The 19,110-nt window shown below is 64.6% G+C and carries 14 protein-coding genes; 5 read left to right on the top strand and 9 right to left on the bottom strand.

The features are described 5' to 3' along the window. Positions 1-94 precede the first annotated feature (94 nt). On the top strand, positions 95-4,108 hold the full coding sequence (locus BN423_RS10110) for an MSCRAMM family protein (RefSeq protein ID WP_019240131.1): 4,014 nt from the start codon (positions 95-97) through the stop codon (positions 4,106-4,108). After that, positions 4,108-4,917: a class B sortase gene (locus BN423_RS10105; RefSeq protein ID WP_019240130.1), complete on the top strand. Its 810-nt coding sequence runs from the start codon at positions 4,108-4,110 to the stop codon at positions 4,915-4,917. The genes BN423_RS10110 and BN423_RS10105 overlap by 1 nt, the downstream gene beginning before the upstream one ends. Here BN423_RS10105 and BN423_RS11725 read toward each other — a convergent pair. Both BN423_RS11725 and BN423_RS10095 read right to left on the bottom strand, forming a co-directional pair. Next, the gene (locus BN423_RS11725) at positions 4,894-5,046 is read right to left on the bottom strand and encodes a hypothetical protein (RefSeq protein ID WP_019240129.1); all 153 of its coding nucleotides are present in this window, start codon (positions 5,044-5,046) and stop codon (positions 4,894-4,896) included. The two genes, BN423_RS10105 and BN423_RS11725, sit on opposite strands and share 24 nt — an antisense overlap. Positions 5,047-5,126: 80 nt before the next feature. Beyond that, positions 5,127-8,165 (bottom strand): DUF4149 domain-containing protein, encoded by a 3,039-nt coding sequence (locus BN423_RS10095; RefSeq protein ID WP_019240128.1) that lies wholly within the window; start codon positions 8,163-8,165, stop codon positions 5,127-5,129. 206 nt (positions 8,166-8,371) lie between these two features. Between BN423_RS10095 and BN423_RS10090 the strand changes: the two genes are divergently transcribed. Beyond that, on the top strand, positions 8,372-9,394 hold the full coding sequence (locus BN423_RS10090; RefSeq protein ID WP_019240127.1) for a helix-turn-helix transcriptional regulator: 1,023 nt from the start codon (positions 8,372-8,374) through the stop codon (positions 9,392-9,394). Further along, positions 9,381-10,298 carry a helix-turn-helix transcriptional regulator gene (locus tag BN423_RS10085; protein WP_019240126.1) on the top strand — a complete coding sequence of 306 codons (918 nt, stop codon included), beginning with the start codon at positions 9,381-9,383 and terminating at the stop codon, positions 10,296-10,298. Before BN423_RS10090 ends, BN423_RS10085 begins: the two co-directional genes overlap by 14 nt. 39 nt (positions 10,299-10,337) lie before the next feature. Here the strand turns inward: BN423_RS10085 and BN423_RS10080 are convergent, their stop codons facing one another. Then, positions 10,338-13,247 (bottom strand): helicase C-terminal domain-containing protein, encoded by a 2,910-nt coding sequence (locus tag BN423_RS10080; protein WP_019240125.1) that lies wholly within the window; start codon positions 13,245-13,247, stop codon positions 10,338-10,340. Beyond that, positions 13,248-14,201, bottom strand: a complete 954-nt coding sequence (locus BN423_RS10075) for a D-alanine--D-alanine ligase family protein (protein ID WP_026089084.1) — start codon at positions 14,199-14,201, stop codon at positions 13,248-13,250. 130 nt (positions 14,202-14,331) lie between these two features. Between BN423_RS10075 and rlmN the strand changes: the two genes are divergently transcribed. Further along, positions 14,332-15,384 carry a 23S rRNA (adenine(2503)-C(2))-methyltransferase RlmN gene (rlmN, locus tag BN423_RS10070; RefSeq protein WP_019240123.1) on the top strand — a complete coding sequence of 351 codons (1,053 nt, stop codon included), beginning with the start codon at positions 14,332-14,334 and terminating at the stop codon, positions 15,382-15,384. Between the two features lie 162 nt (positions 15,385-15,546). On the opposite strand, the gene BN423_RS10065 is transcribed toward rlmN, so the two are convergent. From BN423_RS10065 to BN423_RS10045, 5 genes are all read right to left on the bottom strand, one after another. Next, on the bottom strand, positions 15,547-15,810 hold the full coding sequence (locus tag BN423_RS10065) for a hypothetical protein (protein WP_019240122.1): 264 nt from the start codon (positions 15,808-15,810) through the stop codon (positions 15,547-15,549). After that, the gene (locus tag BN423_RS10060; RefSeq protein WP_019240121.1) at positions 15,807-16,622 is read right to left on the bottom strand and encodes a ParB/RepB/Spo0J family partition protein; all 816 of its coding nucleotides are present in this window, start codon (positions 16,620-16,622) and stop codon (positions 15,807-15,809) included. The genes BN423_RS10065 and BN423_RS10060 overlap by 4 nt, the downstream gene beginning before the upstream one ends. A gap of 37 nt (positions 16,623-16,659) precedes the next feature. Further along, positions 16,660-17,463: a ParA family protein gene (locus tag BN423_RS10055; RefSeq protein ID WP_019240120.1), complete on the bottom strand. Its 804-nt coding sequence runs from the start codon at positions 17,461-17,463 to the stop codon at positions 16,660-16,662. 191 nt (positions 17,464-17,654) lie between these two features. After that, positions 17,655-18,389, bottom strand: coding sequence for a 16S rRNA (guanine(527)-N(7))-methyltransferase RsmG (gene rsmG / locus BN423_RS10050; protein WP_019240119.1), 735 nt, complete (start codon positions 18,387-18,389; stop codon positions 17,655-17,657). A 102-nt stretch (positions 18,390-18,491) separates the two neighbouring features. After that, a complete protein-coding gene (locus BN423_RS10045; RefSeq protein ID WP_019240118.1) occupies positions 18,492-19,088 on the bottom strand; it encodes a Jag family protein in 597 nt (198 codons plus the stop codon). Positions 19,089-19,110 lie beyond the last annotated feature (22 nt).

Genomic DNA, 19,110 nt, shown 5'->3' with positions numbered 1-19,110 from the left:
CCCACCGGCGGCCTGGCTCCTGCTCCTGGTAGCCGCGCTCATACCGTTCGGCCTGCTCGCACCTACCGCAGCGTACACGGCGGAGCCAAACAGGATGACCATCACCTCGGTGGAGCCCATACCGGCCGACCTCGCGTTCGAGCACGGAAGCCGCATCGCGGTGAACACGGGCACCGGTAATATCGCCTATTGCGCCCAGGGCTACCTGCGTATATCGCAGGCGGGGGCCACCTTCACCCGCTACGGATCGCTTGGCATCCCTGAGCTCGATTACGTCATGTACCACGGTTACGACGGCGAGGTGGTCACCTCGATCTACGGCCTCGACGCGCTCAAGTCGCAGGTCGCGACCACTGCCGCCGTATGGCTCGCGATCGGTGAGCAGCGGTCGGACGTGCTGGGGATCACCACGAGTACCGGCACCTATTTCCACGGCAACCAGTATGCCGAAGGGCGCTACGAGCTCATCTATGACGCGGAGACGAAGGCCGCCGCGTGGCAGCTGTACCAGGATGCGCTTGCCTACAAGCAGGCGGGCGCGGGCGGCCTCGAGGCAGGCTGCGCGGTCTACTGGGCGCCGGACGAGCGGCTCGTGGACGGGGTGTTCCGCCAGGGTCTCGTCACGGCGAACAAAGCCATCGACGTCCAGTTCACCAAGACCTCGGCCGATGCGTCCATGACCAGTGGTAATGCCGAATACGCCTATGGCGGCGCGACGTACGCGATCTACAACGCGCAGACGGGCGAGCATGTGACCACGATCACGACGGACGACGACGGTCACGCATCCTGCGCCCTCCCCTACGGAAGCTATTACGCGCAGGAAACGGCTGCCCCGAAGGGGTTCACGGTCAGTCCTGAGCCGGTAACCTTCACCGTCGACCGCGGCACGGCGAGTGCGCAGGTCGACCTTCCCGACACCCCTGCCAGCGTGGGCCTCGCCGTGCAGAAACAGGACTCAGCCACAGGCGGCCCGGCGCAGGCGGGCGCGACCTTGGAAGGGGCAGAATACAAGCTCACGGATGCGAACGGGAATGTCCACATCGCGACATCGGACGAGGACGGACGCATCTCCTTCACCGGCATCCCGCTCGGCGCTCTGAGCGTCGTCGAGACGGCGACGCCGGAGGGCTACATGCTCGACACCACCGTGCACGAGTACTACGCAAGCGCGAACAACCCGAACATTGATGGCGGCGTAATCACCCTCACGGACACGTATCCCGAGGATGTCATTGCCTTCGATATAGAGATCGCCAAGACGAAGGGCACTGACGATCCTTGGGACGAAACGGACGGTCACGCTGAGCCTGCCGTCGGCGTCCGCTTCGAGGTCGTGTCGAACACCACGGGCGAGGTTGTGGGGACGCTCACGACCGATGCCGATGGCTTCGCGAGCACCCGCGATGACGCGACACTCTGGTTCGGTGCGGGCACGCGACCGGAGGGCGTGGGCGGGGCAATACCCTACGACGCGGCTGGCTACACGGTGCGCGAGGATCCCGAAACCATACCAGAGGGCTTCGACGTGGTCGACTCGTGGCAGATCACGCCCGAGCAGATGGCGGCGGGCGCGCAGCTGCGCTACAGCATGACGGACGAGGGCCTCTCCACGCGCCTGCAGATCGTCAAGCTCGACGCCGCAACCGGTCAACGCGTGCCGCTTGCTGACTTCTCGTTCCAGATCCTCGATGAAGCCGGTTCGCCCGTGAGCATGACCACCTGGTATCCGAACGAGGAGACAATCGATACCTTCACCACGGGCGACGATGGAACCGTCACGCTCCCCGAGCGCCTCGCTCCTGGCACGTACGCGGTGCACGAGGTTGCCACCGTCGCACCCTACCTGCTCGCAGATAATGTGTCCTTCACGGTATCCGCCGACCACCAAACGGCTACTCCCCAGGCGGTCGTCGAGGTGGCGGACGCGCAGGCCATGGGCATCGCGCGGATCGAGAAAGCCTGCGTCGGCGAAAGCGGCGACCATGATGGCTCCTGCTCGCTCGAAGGAGCCGAGTTCGATGTGCTCGCGGTCGGCGACATCGTGAGCCCCGATGGCACCGTGCATGCCGTGGACGGCGAGGTCGTCGCACATGTCGTGACGGACGAGGAGGGCTGCGCCGAGACCCCGGAGCTCTGGCTCGGCACTGGGTCGGCCACCTATGCGTTCGTCGAGACGGTGTCGCCCGCCGGGCATGTGCTCGACTCCGAGCCGCATGAATTCACGCTCTCGTTCGAGGATGCTGAAACGAATCTTGTATACACGGATGTGACCGTGGAGAACACGCCCACCGAGACGTTGCTCGACAAGCGCATCATGGGAACGGACGAGCCGCTCGCCGGAGCAACGTTCGAGCTCTGGAGTGCCGATGACGAGCTGCGCATCGACCCGGAAGACGGCCGCGCCGCCGTCGCCATCCGCACGGATGCCGAGCATGCCGTCGCACTCGCGCTCGAAACCGGAAGCGAGGAGGACGAGTCTGCCTCGGAGACCGCGGAACCCGTTTCGCTTGCTTACGATGAATCGGCGCAGGCCTTCACCGCGCGCGATCTCGATGTGGGATACTATGCGCTCCTCATCGACGGCGAGCGCGTGGGAACCGTTGTCACGGTGCCGGATTCCTGCTCTTACAGCATCTTTGAACAGGGGGTATTCTCTCTGGTAGATCACCTACTCACCCCCGACAGCGAGCCCATCTCGCTCGTCACCGATACCGATGGAATGCTGCGCATCACGCACCTCACCGCGGGCTCGTACCGCATCGCCGAGACGGCGGCGCCGGACGGCTACTTCGTCGACCGCACGACCCGGTATTTCACCATCGACGGGAATGGCATGACCGAGGGGATGCCGAGTTATTCGATCGCCGTCGAGGACGATTACACGAAGGTAGAGCTCTCGAAGCGCGACATCACCGATGAATCCGAGGTGCCGGGCGCTACGCTCACGCTGCTCGACAGCGAGGGAACCATCATCGACAGCTGGGTTTCCCGTGAAACACCGCATCGCATTGACGCACTCGCGCCCGGCGACTACACGCTCGTCGAGGAGATGACCCCGCACGATTACGAGCAGGCAACCGCCGTCGAGTTCACCGTAGCTGCAACCGGCGAGATCCAGACCGTGACCATGTACGACGAGCCCATCGAGGTCTCCGGTGAGGTGGACAAGCGCCAGGAGGTCGCCGATCCCATCGTCGAGGGAATCGAGCCCGATGGCGATGGGGCGAACCGCGCCGCCGTGAGCGTCTCCGATGACGGGTCGTATATGTATTCCATCGACGTCCGCTCGACATCCACGACATGGGTTGACGAATTCACCGTGACGGACGAGATCACCGCGGCCGCGGATGGACGCGCGAACCTCGTCGCAATCGTCACGCCGCAAGTGGTCGGCGACTATGACGGCAAGCTCAACGTCTGGTACCGTACGGTCGCGGGAGATACAGACAGCAGTGACACCCAAGACGAGGCGTCCGAGCCTGCTACCAGCGCCAATGCCACGCTGTCGGACGGACATATCAACCCCTGGCTCACCGATGAAAGCACCGCCGAGATGCTGGGAGGCGACGGGCGCGCGGTCGACTATACGGGTTGGCGCCTCTGGGCGAGCGATGTGGATGCAACGACGGCGACCGAGCTCGCGGTATCCGACCTCGACCTCGCCGACGGGGAGCGCGTCGTCGGAGTACGGCTTGAATACGGGCGCGTCGAGGCGGGCTTCACGAGCCGACTCGACGACTGGGGCCGCGACGACCTGAAGGACGTGCATGACGATTGCGACGACATCCCCCTGCATCCCGCTGAGGATGGCACCGAGGATGCCGGCAGCTACTCCCCGCTCGTTCTCCACATGCAGGTGACGGATGAGTACGTGGACGGCACGCCGCTCCATAACGGTGTCCGCCTCGACCTCTTCAGAAACGGTGGGAACACCGGGGAGACCACCGGCCTCGAGGACCACGATGAGGACGAGGTGATGCAGGAAGCCCGATCGCGCATCGAACAGCTCGCGCAGACCGGCGCCGCCATCGCCACGCCGACGCTCACGACCGGCGCCTTCGCCCTCATGCTCCTCGCGGCTTGGCGCACCCTGCGGCGGCGGTGATGAGGCGGCGGAACAGGGCGGGCGCATGGGCGTCCGCCCTCGTCCGGGGCGGCGCGCTGCTCGTCGGCCTCATCTGCCTGGGGACGACGGGTGCGCTCGAGGCGAGTCGCGCGTTGAGCGCGCATCGATACGACGGGCTCGCCGCCATGCATGAGGAGAAACCATCCGAGATGCCAGGAACTGGGCAGCCCGCCGCAGCATACGCCGCATGGCTCACCGTCGAGGGAACCCCGATCGACCTCCCCGTTGCCGCTGTCTCCGACGGCATGCCCGCCGACTTCTACCTCTCACACGACCTTTGGGGCAATCGAAGCGTACTCGGTTGCCCCTACCTCGACGAACGCTGCACCGAAACCGGCAGGCACATCCTGGTGTACGGACATCGCATCGGCTGGACGGACGAGGTATTCACACCCCTCGCCGACTGCTATCACCAGCAGCGCTTCGATGCGCTCGGCGAGGCGCGCTGGGAATCGGCGGATGGCGCAGTTACGGCATTCCGCCCACTCTGCGCGCTCTGCGTCCCCGCATCCTTCGCGCCCATTCAGCGCTTCGGTTTCACCGACACCGATGGCCTGCGCTCCTGGCTCAAAGACATCGCAGCGCAGGCAGACGCGCGAACCGCGGACTGGGAGAAGCGCGTCGCGCAAACGGAGCGCGTGCTCACGCTCGTCACCTGTTCGGAGGCGAACGGCCACAGTGCCACGCGCACCCTGGTCGTATTCGTTGCAAGCACTCCGGCGAACACGCGGCGCGAAGCAGGGTTACCGCTCTGGGAAACCGGCTTAGAGCACCCGGACGGCCGCTGAGGCGGCATCGTCGGTCGTACCGACGGAATACACGAAGTACGCTGCAGCGAAACCGATGGTAAGCGCGATAATCGCACCCACGAGGTACGCCTTCCAGTGTTGCTTCACGAACGAGATAAAGTCACCCACGAAACCCTCCGGTCACCCTTCGAGTCCAATCAAGAAGCCCCGCCCTCCCGCTCTGCGCGGGAAGACGGGGTGCGGCGTTGCTACGACCGGCGAATCACCTCGGTCACCACATCGGCGACCATGTTGACGTTCTTCGCGTTCACACGGTACGGCAGATCGTCCTCGGTGCGGGCGCACGCGAGGCGGCCGTCCTCGACGCCGGCGATCGTGAGGGAACGCAGGCTCCGCTCCATCGCACGATACGCGTCGGTGGCCAAATACCCCATCTCGACCTCGCCGAACTCGTCATGGAACGAGGCGGACACGCGGCGCACGAGGTTCATGATGCGCTTATCGCCCTTGAGCACGCGGCGCTCGCCCTCAGTCGCGAGCATGCACGGCTCGCCCGCGCCGATGCTCTCGAGGTTGATGAGGAACACGCCGCGGAGCTTGTCGCGATGCGTATCGAGGAACGCGTCGATGCCGGCGTTGTCGAACTCCGACGCGCCCGTCGCCACGAACCAGATGTCATGCCCGAGCAGCTCGTCGTCACCCAGCGAGGTCACGGCGTCGCGCATCTCGTCGACGGACACGCCGCCCACGCCCGTGGCGCCGCCCTTCCAATCGTCGCCCTCGAAGTTGTCCCACGAGCCGATGTCGCGGCCAGAGCGCTTGGCATCGAAGTCGTCCTCGACGCCGAGCCAGTCGCTCATGCTCTCCTCCTGGCGCTTCTTGCGCCCGCCGAACAGCTTGCCGAGCCCCCGCTTGCGCGCGGGAGCCGCGGGCGCCGGGGCAATCGGCGCATCGGCGCTGATGGTCTCGAACACGCCCTCGGAAGGTGCCGGAGCATCATACGGTACGGGCTCGACCGCATCGTCGGGGCCGATGACGCTGAAACCGTTCGCCGCGGCGCGCGACGGAGCGGGCTCCATCGGCGTCGAGACGGACGCATCCGCAGCCGGGTTCGGTGCGGCGGGGATGGAAGCGAAAGGATCGACCGGCTCCGAAGCGGGATCGGGAAGATCGAACAGGGACGCGCGGCTCGACACGTTCATCTGGTTGATTGACGGGATCGCCGGATCGGGAACCGAGGTGAAGGTGCGCTGCGGGGCGCGCGGGGGCGTCGCGGGGCGCGGCGGGTTGATCTGCGCCATGAGCGAATCGACCGTCTCCATCTGCTCGTCTGCGGCCTGCGGACGCACGGGAGGCTGGGCGACCGTGGCGCCAAGATCCACCACGGGCTCCTCGTGCACCGGCGCGTTCGCAGCGAGCTCCGAGGCGTCGAAGGCGCGCGTCGCGCCCACGGCGGGCTCCTCGGCGGCCTGCTCATCCTGCGCGGCGGCAGCGGGTTCCGCGGCAGGCTCGGCCTCCGCCACGGGCTCGGCGTCGGCGGAAGCCTCAGCCGCCGTCTCGGTGACGACGTCGACCTCCTCGACGGAAGCCTCCTCCGTCGCCGTGTCCTGCGGGGTCTCGACATCCTCGGCAGCCTCGTCACCGCCGTCCGCATCCTCGTCCTTGGCAGCCTCATGGTTGCTCAACGAATCGAGCATGTCCTTGCCGCGGCGCTTCATATCGCTCAGCAGGCGCGCCGCGCCCGAGCTCACCGCGGAAAGAGCGCTCGCGAAGCCCGCCTGGGCTGCGGAGGGATGCGCGTCGAAGTCGCTCTCGTATTCGAACGCCTCGTCGTCGTACTCGTCCGTCTCGTCGTCCATCGGCTCGCCGCCCAGGTAGGAGGCATCCTCCTCAACCTCGACGTCGTCCGATTCGTCCTCGTACGCGGGCTCCGCCGCGTCGCGGGAACCCGTGCGGGCGTCCTCGTCTACGATGGCGACCTCGGCCACGGCCTCCGCATGCGGGGGCTCCTCGACCTCGTACTCGATGACGCAGGAATCCGGCAACATGCCGATGGCGCGGATGACGTCCGCGCCGAAGCGGTAGTTGCCGTAGGCGTTCACAAGCTGCGGCTCGTCCGAAGCGGGCTCCTCGACGACGACCTCGGTCTCTTCCACGGTCTCGGCCGCGCCATCCTCGTCTTCGCCCTCGGCCTCCGCGACCTCAACCTCGACCGCAGAATCCTCGTCATCACCCGCGCCCGCGTCGGCGACCTCCGCCTCGTCCACCGCGCTTGTGATCTCCGAAGTGGCACCGATCACGGTTTCCATATCCATGGCGGCCGTGGCGCCGAGGTCGACCGAGGCCTCCTCGTCGACGACGGGCATCGCAGCCGTGCCGCCGAGCTCCTCGCCCTGCGCATCCGCAGCGGCCTCATCATCGGCAGCAGCTTCAGCATCCTCCGTAGCATCCTCGGTAAGCTCGCCCGAAGCGATCGCGGCGGCGAGCTCTTCCTCCTCGGCACGACGGATCTGCTCGGAGAAATACTCATCGAAGGGAACGTCCCGCGGGAACTCGTTCTCGCCCGCATACGGGGCGACCGCGTCCATGACGCCGAGCAGCGCGGCGACGGACGACTTGTTGTCCACGGAACCCGAGGTGTACGGGAGCACGAAGCGGTTCGCGATCACGCCCACCGCGTTCGCGAGCGGCACGAGGGCGGCGACGATCGCGAGGATCCACAGCATCGCCTTCGCAGCAGGCGGGAACGGGAAGAGCCTAAGCACCGCGAGGATCGCCGGGACGACCATCGCGTACGGCAGGAGCTTCGTGATGATGGGGCGGTACGTCGCGTACGGCAGGTTGGCGAAGAGGTCCGCGCGCGGCGAATCGTAATGCGCCACCACGACCACCGGGCGGTTGCGCGGGGATGCGAGCGGGCCTTCGGCCTTGTGATAAGCGATGACGTTCTGCGACACGCCCGCGCCGCCGAAGCCGGGCAGCGCGATCTTGCCCATGCGCTCGAGCACGTAGAGCACGGTCATCGCGACGGCGATAAGCGTGCCGATGATGCCCACCGCGCCGCCGATGCCCATGAGCACCGCGCCCACGAACAGGCCGATACCCAGGACGGCGCGCATGACGCGCGGCATGGGCGAGGCGTTGAACTCCTGCACCTCGGGAGTGAATCCGTGCGCGGTGAAGATCGCCGCGAGATCCTCGGCGGCGGCGCGCTCCTCCTCGCTGCATGCAGGCGTGATGCCTGTGTTCTGCAGCAGGTGACCAAGGTATTTCCGGGTAGTAGCCATCGGGTATCCTATCCCTGTTCGTATTGAGCATTCGCCCGCGTATGCGTAACGTGCGGTTTCTATTCAGGAAAGTATACCGCTCCTTGGCACGTTCTGTCGTGTTGCCGCAGGTTATCTGCATGCCGCATACGAATTGCACCTTTCCGTCCCCGCGCGGACGAAACCGCGCGCTCGGGTAGAATGGGTGCACGGAGGGGGTGAGAGGGATGCCGACGAAACGCGACCGCATCGCGGAGGATACCACCGCGCAGCGGCTCCTCAACCTCGCCTTCATCTTCAACACCACAACCCGCCCGCTCACCACGGACGAGATCATCCTGGATACCGACCTGGGCTATGGCTCCGGGAACCGGGAATCCGACGTTCGGAAGTTCCGGCGCGACCGACAGAAGCTCGCGGAGCAGGGCTTCGAGATCGTCTGCGCGGACGGCGACGGCGACGCGGAGAACGAGGCCTCCTCGTGGGTGCTCGACCGCGGGCGCACGTTCGCCACAGCAGGCATCATCACCCGCGACGACGCATCCATCCTGGCAGACGCCATCGACGAATACCTCTCCGCGTCCCTGACGCCGCTTCGCGTGCCGCTCACGCGTGCCCGGACGAAGATCCTCGAGCTCGTGTGCGCGGGCAACGAGGCCGGGCAAGCCGCCGACACGTCCGCGCCGCGGGACACCACCCAGCAGACCATGCTCGACATCGTCTGGCTCGCTTTCTCCCTGCGCCGGAAGCTCACGTTCTCGTATACGAACGGCCGCGGCGAGCATTCGCGGCGCGCCGTCGCGGTCTACGGGATCTTCTCGCACGAGGGCGCGACCTACATCGTCGGCCTCGATGATGCCGCGCAGGCGGTCCGCACGTTCCGCGTCGACCGCATGGACCGCGCCCTGCGCCCCGGCGCGCGCTACGAGATTCCCGCGTCCTTCGACATCCACGCCTACCTCTTCCTCCCCTTCGACTTCGGCGACGGAGAGGCCGTCGAGGCGTCGTTCCGCTTTCCCGGCGATTTCCTGCCGGAAAACCTCACGCCCATCACCCACGGGCGGGGCGCGCTCACGCGTGCTGCGGACGGTTCGCTCATCTGGACGATCACCGTCCGCGACCTCGATGCCGCGGCCGCGCTCGCGCTCGGCCATGCGCGTGACGGCATGCGCCCGGCAGCACCCGCGGAACTCGTCGCGCGGTGGAACGCCCTGATCGAGAAGGCGGTGGCAGACCATGTCGCACGATAGCCGCGTCGCGAGCGGCCTTTTGCTGCTCGAAGCCCTCGCCGCCGCGCCCGTCATGCGCGTGCCGCGGGAACGCGCGCGTACGCTCCTCGGATGCAGCGATGCCGAGCTCGAAAGCTACGCCGCCCTCCTCTCGACCCTCGCCGACCGCGAGGGCGGCGGGCGCGCGATCGTGGAGGTGGACGAGCGTGACGTCATCCTCCAGGGGGATGCAGCGGCGCTCCGCCCCGTGCGGCTCGACTTAGGCGAAAGCCTCGCGCTCGCGCACGTCCTGGGCACATTGAACATCGATTCCGCCGTCGCCGCGCGCGTCGCAGAGGCGCTCCTGCACCGCGACCGCGTCGGCGACGATGCCGCCTCCGAGCCCCTCATCGCCACCACGACATCTTACGGTGCCTGCTACCAGGTGCTTTCAGAGGCCATCGAGGACGGCGCGCGCTGTCGCATCGCCTACCGCGCGCACGACGAGGCCACGGCCGCGCCGCGCCTCGTCGACCCGTACCGCATCGTCGCCACGCCGGAGGCAGTCTACCTCATCGCCTGGAACGTGGAGAAGGATGCGGAGCGTCGCTACCGCCTCGACCGCATCGAGCGCGTCGAGCTCACCGACAATTCGGTCGTCCCCCATGCGTGGCAGGCGGCCTCCCCCGCCTCGAGCCTCGGCGCCCAGGGCACGCTCGCGACCGTCGCGTGCACCGCCGATTGCGCGGCGCAGCTCACCTGGGCGGGCATCGCGGGCGCACGGCCCGCCCCCGACGACCCCGAGACGACGCTCGTGGATGTCTACGTGGGGTCTGAGCGCTGGCTCTTCGACGAGGTGCTCGCCTCGGCGGGCGCCGTGCGCATCACCGCACCCGCCGACATGGTGCGCCGGTTCGTCTCCTACGCGAAGGGGCTCCGCGCGTAGCCGGAGCAATCAAGCCACGCGCGAAGCCCCAACACACCGTTATTCGTGCGAGGCGCGCCAGAGCTCGAGGTAGCGCCCCACCTGCCGCGCATCCATGCGCTGGTAGGCCTGCGTGGGCAGCGACGACAGGAACTTCTTGCCATACCCCTTGCTCACGAGCCGCGAATCGGCGAGGACGAGCACGCCGGTGTCGCTCGATGAGCGGATGAGGCGGCCGGCGGCCTGCTTCACCTCGAGCACCGCGTCCGGCAGCGAGTACCGTGCCCAGGCGCGGTCCTCGCGCTGGGAGCGCTCACAGGCGAGCGGGTCGGTGGGGCTCGCGAAGGGCAGCTTGGGGATGATCACGCAGCGGAGCGTCTCGCCCGAGGCGTCGAACCCCTCCCAGAACGCCTTGAGGGCGAAGAGCGACGAGGTACGCTCCTGGATGAAATGGTCGCGCAGACGGCGCGCGGAGCTCATCCTGAGCTGGCAGGCGAGCTCGAGGCCGCGCGCGGCGAGCCGGGGCTGCAAGCGCTCGTAGAGCTCCTCCATGTCGCGGCGGTTCGTGAAGAGCGTGAGCACCGAGCCGCCCATCGCCACGTGCACGTCGAAGATGAGCCCTTCAAGCGCATCGATGTACGCGTCCCGGTTGCGCGGGTCGGGCAGGTCGGAGGCGACCACGACCGACATGTTCGCATCGAAGTCGTAGCTCGAGTCCAGGTGCAGCGTCTGCGACGAGCGCGCGGGCAGCCGGTCGAGGCCCACCGCGTGCTCGAAATGCTTGAAATCCCCCGACACGGAGAGCGTCGCCGAGGTGAAGATCGCCGTGTGCAGCTCCGGAAGCCATTGCTCGGCAAGCGCTGCGCCGATGTCGAGCCGCTCGGCCGTGAGCACCTCGCCGCCGGCGCGCATGCGGCGGTTGACCTGCAGGGAGTACACGTAGCGGTCGTCCTCGCCACGCGCGATGAGCGCGAGGCCGTCCTTGAGCTCGCGCAGCTGGCGCGCAGGGTCGGCGATGTCGGCGGCGCGCTCCGGCGCATCCTGGCTCACGGTCTCCGCGAGCGCCTGGAGCGCCTTGCCCGCCTCCTCGAGGGCATCCACCGCGCCGAGGGCGACCGGCAGGAAGACCGACCACCCATCGCTCGCGCGCAGCTCCTCCCCGATCCAGATGTTCAGCTGGTCGTACCCGCCCGTGCGCACGGTGCGCGAGAGGTCGCGCGCGGCGTCGAACATGTCCGCCATGGCGCGCGCCGCACGGTTCGCGCAGGCAGATGCCCGCGCGCAAAGCCCCAAGTAGAGCGTTCCCGCCTCATGGTGCGAGAACTCGCGGCGCACGGAGCCCAAGACGCCCGCATCGTCTCCGCCCAAGCGCTCGAACACCGTCCGCACGTCATCAGCCGCGACGGTGATCGCCCATTGCTTGCGCGCCTCCCGCTCCACGGAATGCGCCTCGTCGACCACCCAGTGGCGGATCGGCGGCAGGATCTTCCCCTCGGCGGCGACATTGCGGAACAGCAGCGAGTGGTTCGTCACCACCACGTCCGAGCGTGCCGCTCGCCGGCGGGCACCATGCACCAGGCAGGCGTCGGGGAAGAACGGGCAGAGCCGGCGGGCGCACTCGCGCGAGCCCGTGGTCAGGTCCGCGCGGTTCACGCTCTTCCAGCGAATCCCCAGCGCATCGAGGTCGCCGCTCGGGCTCTGGCAGGCGAACGCGTAGATCACCGCGATCGCCGTGAGGGTGTCCGCGGGGTCGCGATCGGTCTTGATCTCCGACGTGCTGCGCGCAAGGCGCTCGAGCTTCCGCAGGCACGGGTAGTGGTCGAAGCCCTTGAGCGCGCAGAACGACACGCCGCCGTCCATGACCCCGGCGAGCCTGGGCAGCTCGTGGTACATGAGCTGGTCGGCGAGGTTATTCGATTTCGTGGCGACGCCCACGGTGATGTGGTTGCGCTTCGCCGCCTCGATGAGCGGCACGAGGTACGCCACGGACTTGCCCACACCCGTGCCCGCCTCGATGGCGCGGTGCGTCCCCGTGGCCAGGGCATCGCGCACCTCGCAGGCCATCTCGACCTGCTCTGCACGCGGTTCGTAGGCGTCGTACATGGTGTCGACGAGGCCGCCGGGCGCGAAGTCGCGCTCGATGTCCTCGCGGCTCGGCATCGAGAGCCCCACGAGCTCGTCCGCATCGAAGCGCTCCTCGCCGGGTTCGCCGTCGAGCACACGGACACGTGCCGTGCGCAGCGAGAACGGCTCGTCGGGGAGGTTCTGGGCGAGGGCGGAGAAGATGGGACGGTATGCCCAGGGCACATCGGGGTGGGAGTCCGCGAGCAGGCGCAAGAGCCCCGCCGGCAGGTCGCAGAGGGCGCCGAGCAGGATGTGCCACACGCCGGCCAGGGCGTCGACGTCGTCCGTCGCGCGATGCGAGACCGACGCGCAGCCGAAGAGCTCCGCCATAGATGAAAGCTTGTGGGAGATGAGGCGCGGCAGCGCGATGCGCGAGAGGGCAAGTGAGTCGATCCACAGGTCGCTCACGGCCACGCCGCCCTTCACCGCCTCGATGAACGAGCGGTCGAACGTCGCGTTGTGCGCCACCACGGGGCGCCCGCCCATGAAGTCGGCGAGCTGCGCGACGGCCTCTCGTGCGCTGGGCGCATGGGCCACATCGGTGTTCGTGATGCCCGTGAGCGCGACGATCTCCTCGGGGATGGGGCCGGTGGGGTGCACGAACGTGTCGAAGCGCTCCGTGATCCCCTGGCGCGAGAGCACGGCGGCCGAGATCTCGATGAGCTCATTATCGCGGACAGAAAGCCCCGTGGTCTCGGTGTCGAGGATGATCACGTCCTCCTCGAGCAGGCCGAAATGCATCTCGCGGGCGCGCTCGGCGAGCGTGCGGTACGCCTCGACCACGAAGTCGGGCGTACCGGGCAGCACCGCCTCGTCCATCGCCGCGCGCGGCGTCTGGTCGGCCACCTACTCCTCCACCTCGGTTAGGGCGATGTGGATGAGCTCATCGCACACCTCCGGGAAGGAGATGCCCGCGTGGCGCGCCTCGTCGGGGAAGAGCGAGGTCTCGGTCATGCCGGGGATGGTGTTCGTCTCCAGGATCACCGGGCCGTGCTTCGTCACGATGAAGTCGCTCCGCGAGAAGCCGATGCAGCCGAGCGCCTCATGCGCCCACACCGCGAGCTCCTGGGCACGCTCGTAGTCTTCCTTCGAGATCTGCGCAGGGATGCGGTGCACGAGCGAGGGGTCGATGTACTTCACGTCGAGGCCGTAGAACTCGGAGTTCTTCTGGGGCAGGATCTCGACGATGGGCAGCGCCTGGGGCGGGAAGCCGAACACGCCGACGGTGATCTCGGTGCCCACGAGACGCTCCTCGATGAGCGCCTTCGTATCGTGCTCGAACACGAGCTCGAGGGCATCGGGCAGCTCGGACTCGTCGTGCACGAGCGTCACGCCGAAGCTCGAGCCGTTCACCGCGGGCTTCACGAAGCACTCCGAGCCCACCGCGTCCACGATGTCGGCGATGCACACGTCATCGTCGTCGCGCAGGACCACGTCGCGCGCGATGGGGATGCCCGCGCGGGCGTAGAGCGCCTTCGAGACCGTCTTGTCCGCAGCGGACGCGCTCGCGATGACGCCAGATCCCGTGTAGGGAATGCCCAGGTACTCGAGGATGCTCTGAATCATGCCGTCCTCGCCGCCGCGACCATGGAGGGCGATGAAGGCGACATCGTACGCACCGCCCGCAAGGCGCTCGAGGAAATCATCTTCGTTGGGGTCGAGCTCGTCGATCACGCCGTAACCGGCATCTCCCAGCGCCCGAGCGACCGCGTGACCGGAATTGAACGAGATGTCCCGCTCGTCGGAAATGCCTCCCTCGAGCACTGCCACGCGCATTGCGGCACGGTCGATAGTAGCCATGGTCTGCTCCTTTATTGTTTGCCACCAAACCTAGCGGATTCGCGATTCCCTTATTGTATATATGAATGATGCACCCGCATCAGGACAGATCCAAAACCCTAGGGTCTTTTACACGGCAGGAAAGGTCAACATGGAACAGGCGAAGCATCCCATCGATATCCGTTCGCTCTCGCTCGCCGAGTTGCAGGAAGCCTTCAGCGAGCTCGGGCAGCCGGCGTTTCGCGCCAAGCAAGTCCACGAATGGCTCGTGCAGAAGAACGCGCGCTCCTTCGAGGAGATGACGAACCTTCCCAAGGCCTTGCGCGCCGAGCTTGCCGAGCGCTATAGCATCGCGGCGCCCGTCGAAGTCATGAAGCAGGTTTCCCGCGACGGGTCGCGCAAGTACCTCCTGCAGTTCGCCGATGGCGTCGCGGTCGAGACCGTGGGCATGCCGTCGCGCAACCGCCTTGCCGTGTGCATCTCCACCCAGGCGGGCTGCGCCATGGGCTGCGCCTTCTGCGCGACCGGGCTCGCGGGACTCACGCGCTCGCTCACCGCGCAGGAGATGGTCGACCAGGTGACGCATGTCGCCCAGGATTTCGGCGAGCGCGTGACGAGCGTCGTCCTCATGGGGCAGGGCGAGCCGTTCGCGAACTACGACGCGTCCATCCGCGCGCTCCGCATGCTCAACGATCCCGAGGGGCTCAATATCGGCGCACGCCATCTTACGGTCTCTACCAGCGGAATCATTCCGCGCATCCGCGACTTCGCGCGCATACCCGAGCAGTTCACGCTCGCCGTGTCGCTCCACTCCGCGGTGCAGTCCACGCGCAACCAGCTCATGCCCGGCGTAAAGAAATACACGCTTCTTCGCCTACATGAAGCGCTTCAATTCTATACGGAGACCACCGGTCGCCGCCCCACGTACGAGTACGCGATGATCGAGGGCGTGAACGACACGAACCCTGAGATGCAGGCGCTCTGCGATTTCTGCGAGGGAACGCTCTGCCATGTGAACCTCATCCAGCTGAACGACATCCCGGACAGCCCCTTCCGTCCATCGCCGCTCAAGAAGGTCGAGGATCTGCAGCGCCGACTCGCATCGCGCGGCGTGGAGACGACGATCCGAAACTCTCGCGGCGCGGACATCGATGCCGCCTGCGGCCAGCTCAAACAGCGTCAAATCCGTCTGCGCAAAGCGTAGGGTAATTGGGTTTTTACAACCGCCACTACTTGCATCAACTCAGTACGCACATGAAGAGCCTCTCCGCAAAACCGCGCGGAGAGGCTCTTTTGGTACTTGTAGGCAGGGAAGCCCTTTTCAGATAAGAAGCTTCTCAAAAGATTTACTAAGGTACCTAAGTAGTTAATACCCGATGCTTTCCCACTGATGCTCGACCCAATCCTGGTTGACCTTCGGGTTCTTCGTAAGCTGCGCGGTGCGGAGCGCGACATCTTCGCTCATGTCCGCAGCATTCTTATAGACGGCACCAACTGCTTCACGCACACTCTGCACGATAGTGTTTCGCAGATCATCATCTGTCGCAAGCTTATATCCGATAGCTGCGCCTAAGGCGATCGCAGCCCCTCCGATGATGCCGAGCGCGACCGCAGACACATTGAGCTTCATTCCTGATCACCCACCATACGCTCAAGGATGCTCGCAAGCTCTTCCTCATCCTTGAACTCGATCTCAATCTTATTCTTGCCGCGCGTGTTCTTCACGCGAACGTTCGTGTTGAGCGCCTGACGCAGGATGCGCGCCGCCCGCTTATAGGATTGCGGGGTGATGACTTTCGTCCGCTTAGGCTCCTCTGTGACAGAAAACAATGGAGCAAGATGTTCTGTCGCACGAACCGACAATCCATCCTTGACAACCTTCTCGGCGAGCTTAATGCGGGCGTCCTCATAGGGCACCGCAAGGATAGCGCGCGCATGGCCCGCAGTGAGCTTCCCCTCGAAAAGCATGGTCTGAACCGACTCCGGAAGATCAAGCAGGCGAAGCGCATTGGTAATCGCCGAACGAGATTTCGACACCGCCTTGGAAAGCGCTTCCTGGGTCATGCCGCTCGCATCGATGAGCTGGCGGTACCCGCGCGCCTCTTCGATGGGATTCAGGTCGGAACGCTGGAGGTTCTCGATAAGGGCGAGCGCGAGCACCTCAGTCTCATCCACGTCCTTGACGATAACGGGGACCTCTTTAATCTCAGCGATCTTCGAAGCCTGATAGCGGCGTTCGCCCGCAATGATCTGATATCCGTCTCCATCCTTGCGCACGAGGAGCGGCTGCAGCACACCGTGCTCGCGAATGGAGTCCGCCAGCTCCTGAAGCTCCTTCTCATCGAAATGAACACGCGGTTGGTTGGGATTCGGATGAATCTTCTCCAGTGAGACGTTGGTTTCGCTTGAAGAATGTCCTGTCTCGTATTGAGCTTCACTCACGAGTGCGGACAGACCTTTTCCTAATCCGGATTTTCTTTTAGCGGCTGGCACGATCAATCACCTCATCCGCAAGGCTGAAATACGCTTCTGCACCCTTATTTTGCGGTGCATATGTTGTAACCGGCATTCCAAAGGAGGGAGACTCCGAAATCTTGACAGTTCGGGGAATGAGCGTATCGAATACGACATCCCCAAAGTAGTTTCGAACCTCTTCCACAACTTGATTCGCAAGCGATGTACGCGAATCGTACATTGTCATGAGCACACCGTATACATCAAGATCTCGGTTGATGCGCTCTTTCACCATCTTCATCGATTCAAGAAGCTTTGTAACGCCCTCGAGCGCGTAGTACTCGCATTGAATGGGGATGAGCACACTATCAGCTGCTGCGAGCGCATTGATCGTAAGCAATCCCAACGAAGGCGGACAATCGATGAAGATGAAATCGAACTCATCCTTCACGGGCGCGATAAGTTCTTTAAGACGCGTCTCACGTGCCATAGCGGAAACAAGCTCGATTTCAGCTCCTGCAAGCTGAATCGTCGCGGGAATCACATACACGCCCGGGGTTTCCGTCTCATGGATGATCTCTGAAGCCTTCACATCGCGAATCAGCGCATCATAGATGCATTGTTCGAGCTCTTCCTTCTCGATTCCAAGACCACTCGTGCTGTTACCCTGCGGGTCGAAATCGATAAGCAACACCTTCATACCACGCTCACTGAGTGCAGCAGATAGGTTAACCGCCGTGGTGCTTTTTCCAACACCGCCTTTTTGATTGATTATCGCGATAACACGCGGTGTTCCGTCCGTTTTCCGCTGATACTCGGTATAACCCATCTGACCCCCTTCGTTCGTTTCAGCTTCATTGGTGCAAAAGGTCAAAGAGTGTATAACTATGGTTCTTGAGCACCTGGCTCTATTATGTTTCACGTGAAACACTCTGACAAGATGTAAACAAGAAGAGTCCCATGTTTCACGTGAAACATGGGACTCAACATAAGCTTACAAATATATAAGTACAAGCCGAATTACGCGCCCAACGGATGTTTCTTGGCAACACCCACCTTACGAGGCAAACCGAGCTTAGCCTCATGTAGCTTATCGAAGCGCAGAATCGTCCGCTCACCCAAATCATCAGGCAGCGTAAGGTGGCGAACAGTTCCAAATTCAAAACCACAAAGTGAAGCAGCGTGCAACCCGGCGGATATTTCCTCGTCAGAGGGAACACCCTTCGTCACCACAAGCGAGCCGCCCTGGGCGAGCAACGGGGACGCATACTCGATGAGCACAGGAAGCCCTGCAACGGCACGGGCAACAACACAAGTGCAGGATGCACGATGCTCACGAGCATACGTCTCGACACGCTCGGAAGAAACCTGAGCATCCGCGATCTGAAGCTCATCGATGAACCCTGCCACAGCCTTGACCTTCTTAGCAACCGAATCAATCAGCACGCTGGGGCGACCGGTCGCAAGCGAGAGCGGAATCCCCGGATACCCCGCGCCGGTACCGATATCGAGGAGCGTTCCATACGGCGTAGAGCGAACCTCGGGAAGCAGGAGCAAGGAATCAAGGATGTGCAGAATCAACCCATCGTGCTCATTCGTGATCCGCGTGAGGTTCATAGTCTTATTCGTCTCAACCACAAGCAGGAAGTGCTCGACGCATCGGCGCGCAAGCTCCCTATCAACATCAAGTTCGTACGCATCGCAGTATGAGCGGAGCTCGGCAACGAGCTCATCGACATGCACCATCTCATCCATGGCAAACCTCCTGTTCTGACAAGAATGGGTTATGCAAGGACTCTTGTCAAAAAGAAGGGCGCAGCAAAGCCGCGCCCCAAACCAATCTATACAAAGCAACCACTACGAGACAAGCGTGATCACAACACGACGCTCAGGATCGACGCCCTCAGAGTGCGTATCGACCGCATCATTATCACGCAGGGCAATGTGCACAAGACGGCGCTCGTACGCGCTCATAGGAGGCAGCTTGACCGAGGTGTGCTGGCGGATAGCACGGGCAGCGGCGGAGCGCGCCATCGTGGCGACCTTCTCGTTGCGACGGCTCTTGTAGCCCTCAATGTCAACCACGACAGGATAGCGGAAGCCGAGCTGGCGGCTCACGATGAGCGAGACCATCGTCTGCAGCGACTCGAGCGTGCGGCCATGGCGGCCGATGAGCACAGCAAGGTCGGGAGCCGTCACATCAAGGATAAGCTCACCCTCGTCACCCTCATACTCATCGATGGGGGCGTTCTCGGCATCGAACTGGGCGAGAATGTTGCGCACCACGGTGAGCGCGACGTCCGCGATCTGGTCGAGCTCATCATCCGAGAGCTCCTCGCCAGCCTTGTATTTCGCGGCGAGCTCAGGGAACGCGCCCGCATACTCCTCGTTCTCGGTCTCCACGACAGCTACCGTATCCTGGGATTCCATATCGATCTGGGACTCTTCGCTCATACCAGGCTCCTCACAAATAATA

The organism is Enorma timonensis (genome assembly GCF_000321165.1).
Lineage (GTDB): Bacteria > Actinomycetota > Coriobacteriia > Coriobacteriales > Coriobacteriaceae > Enorma.
Note: the sequence above shows the minus strand (reverse complement) of the source record. Positions and strands in the feature narration are given on the sequence as shown.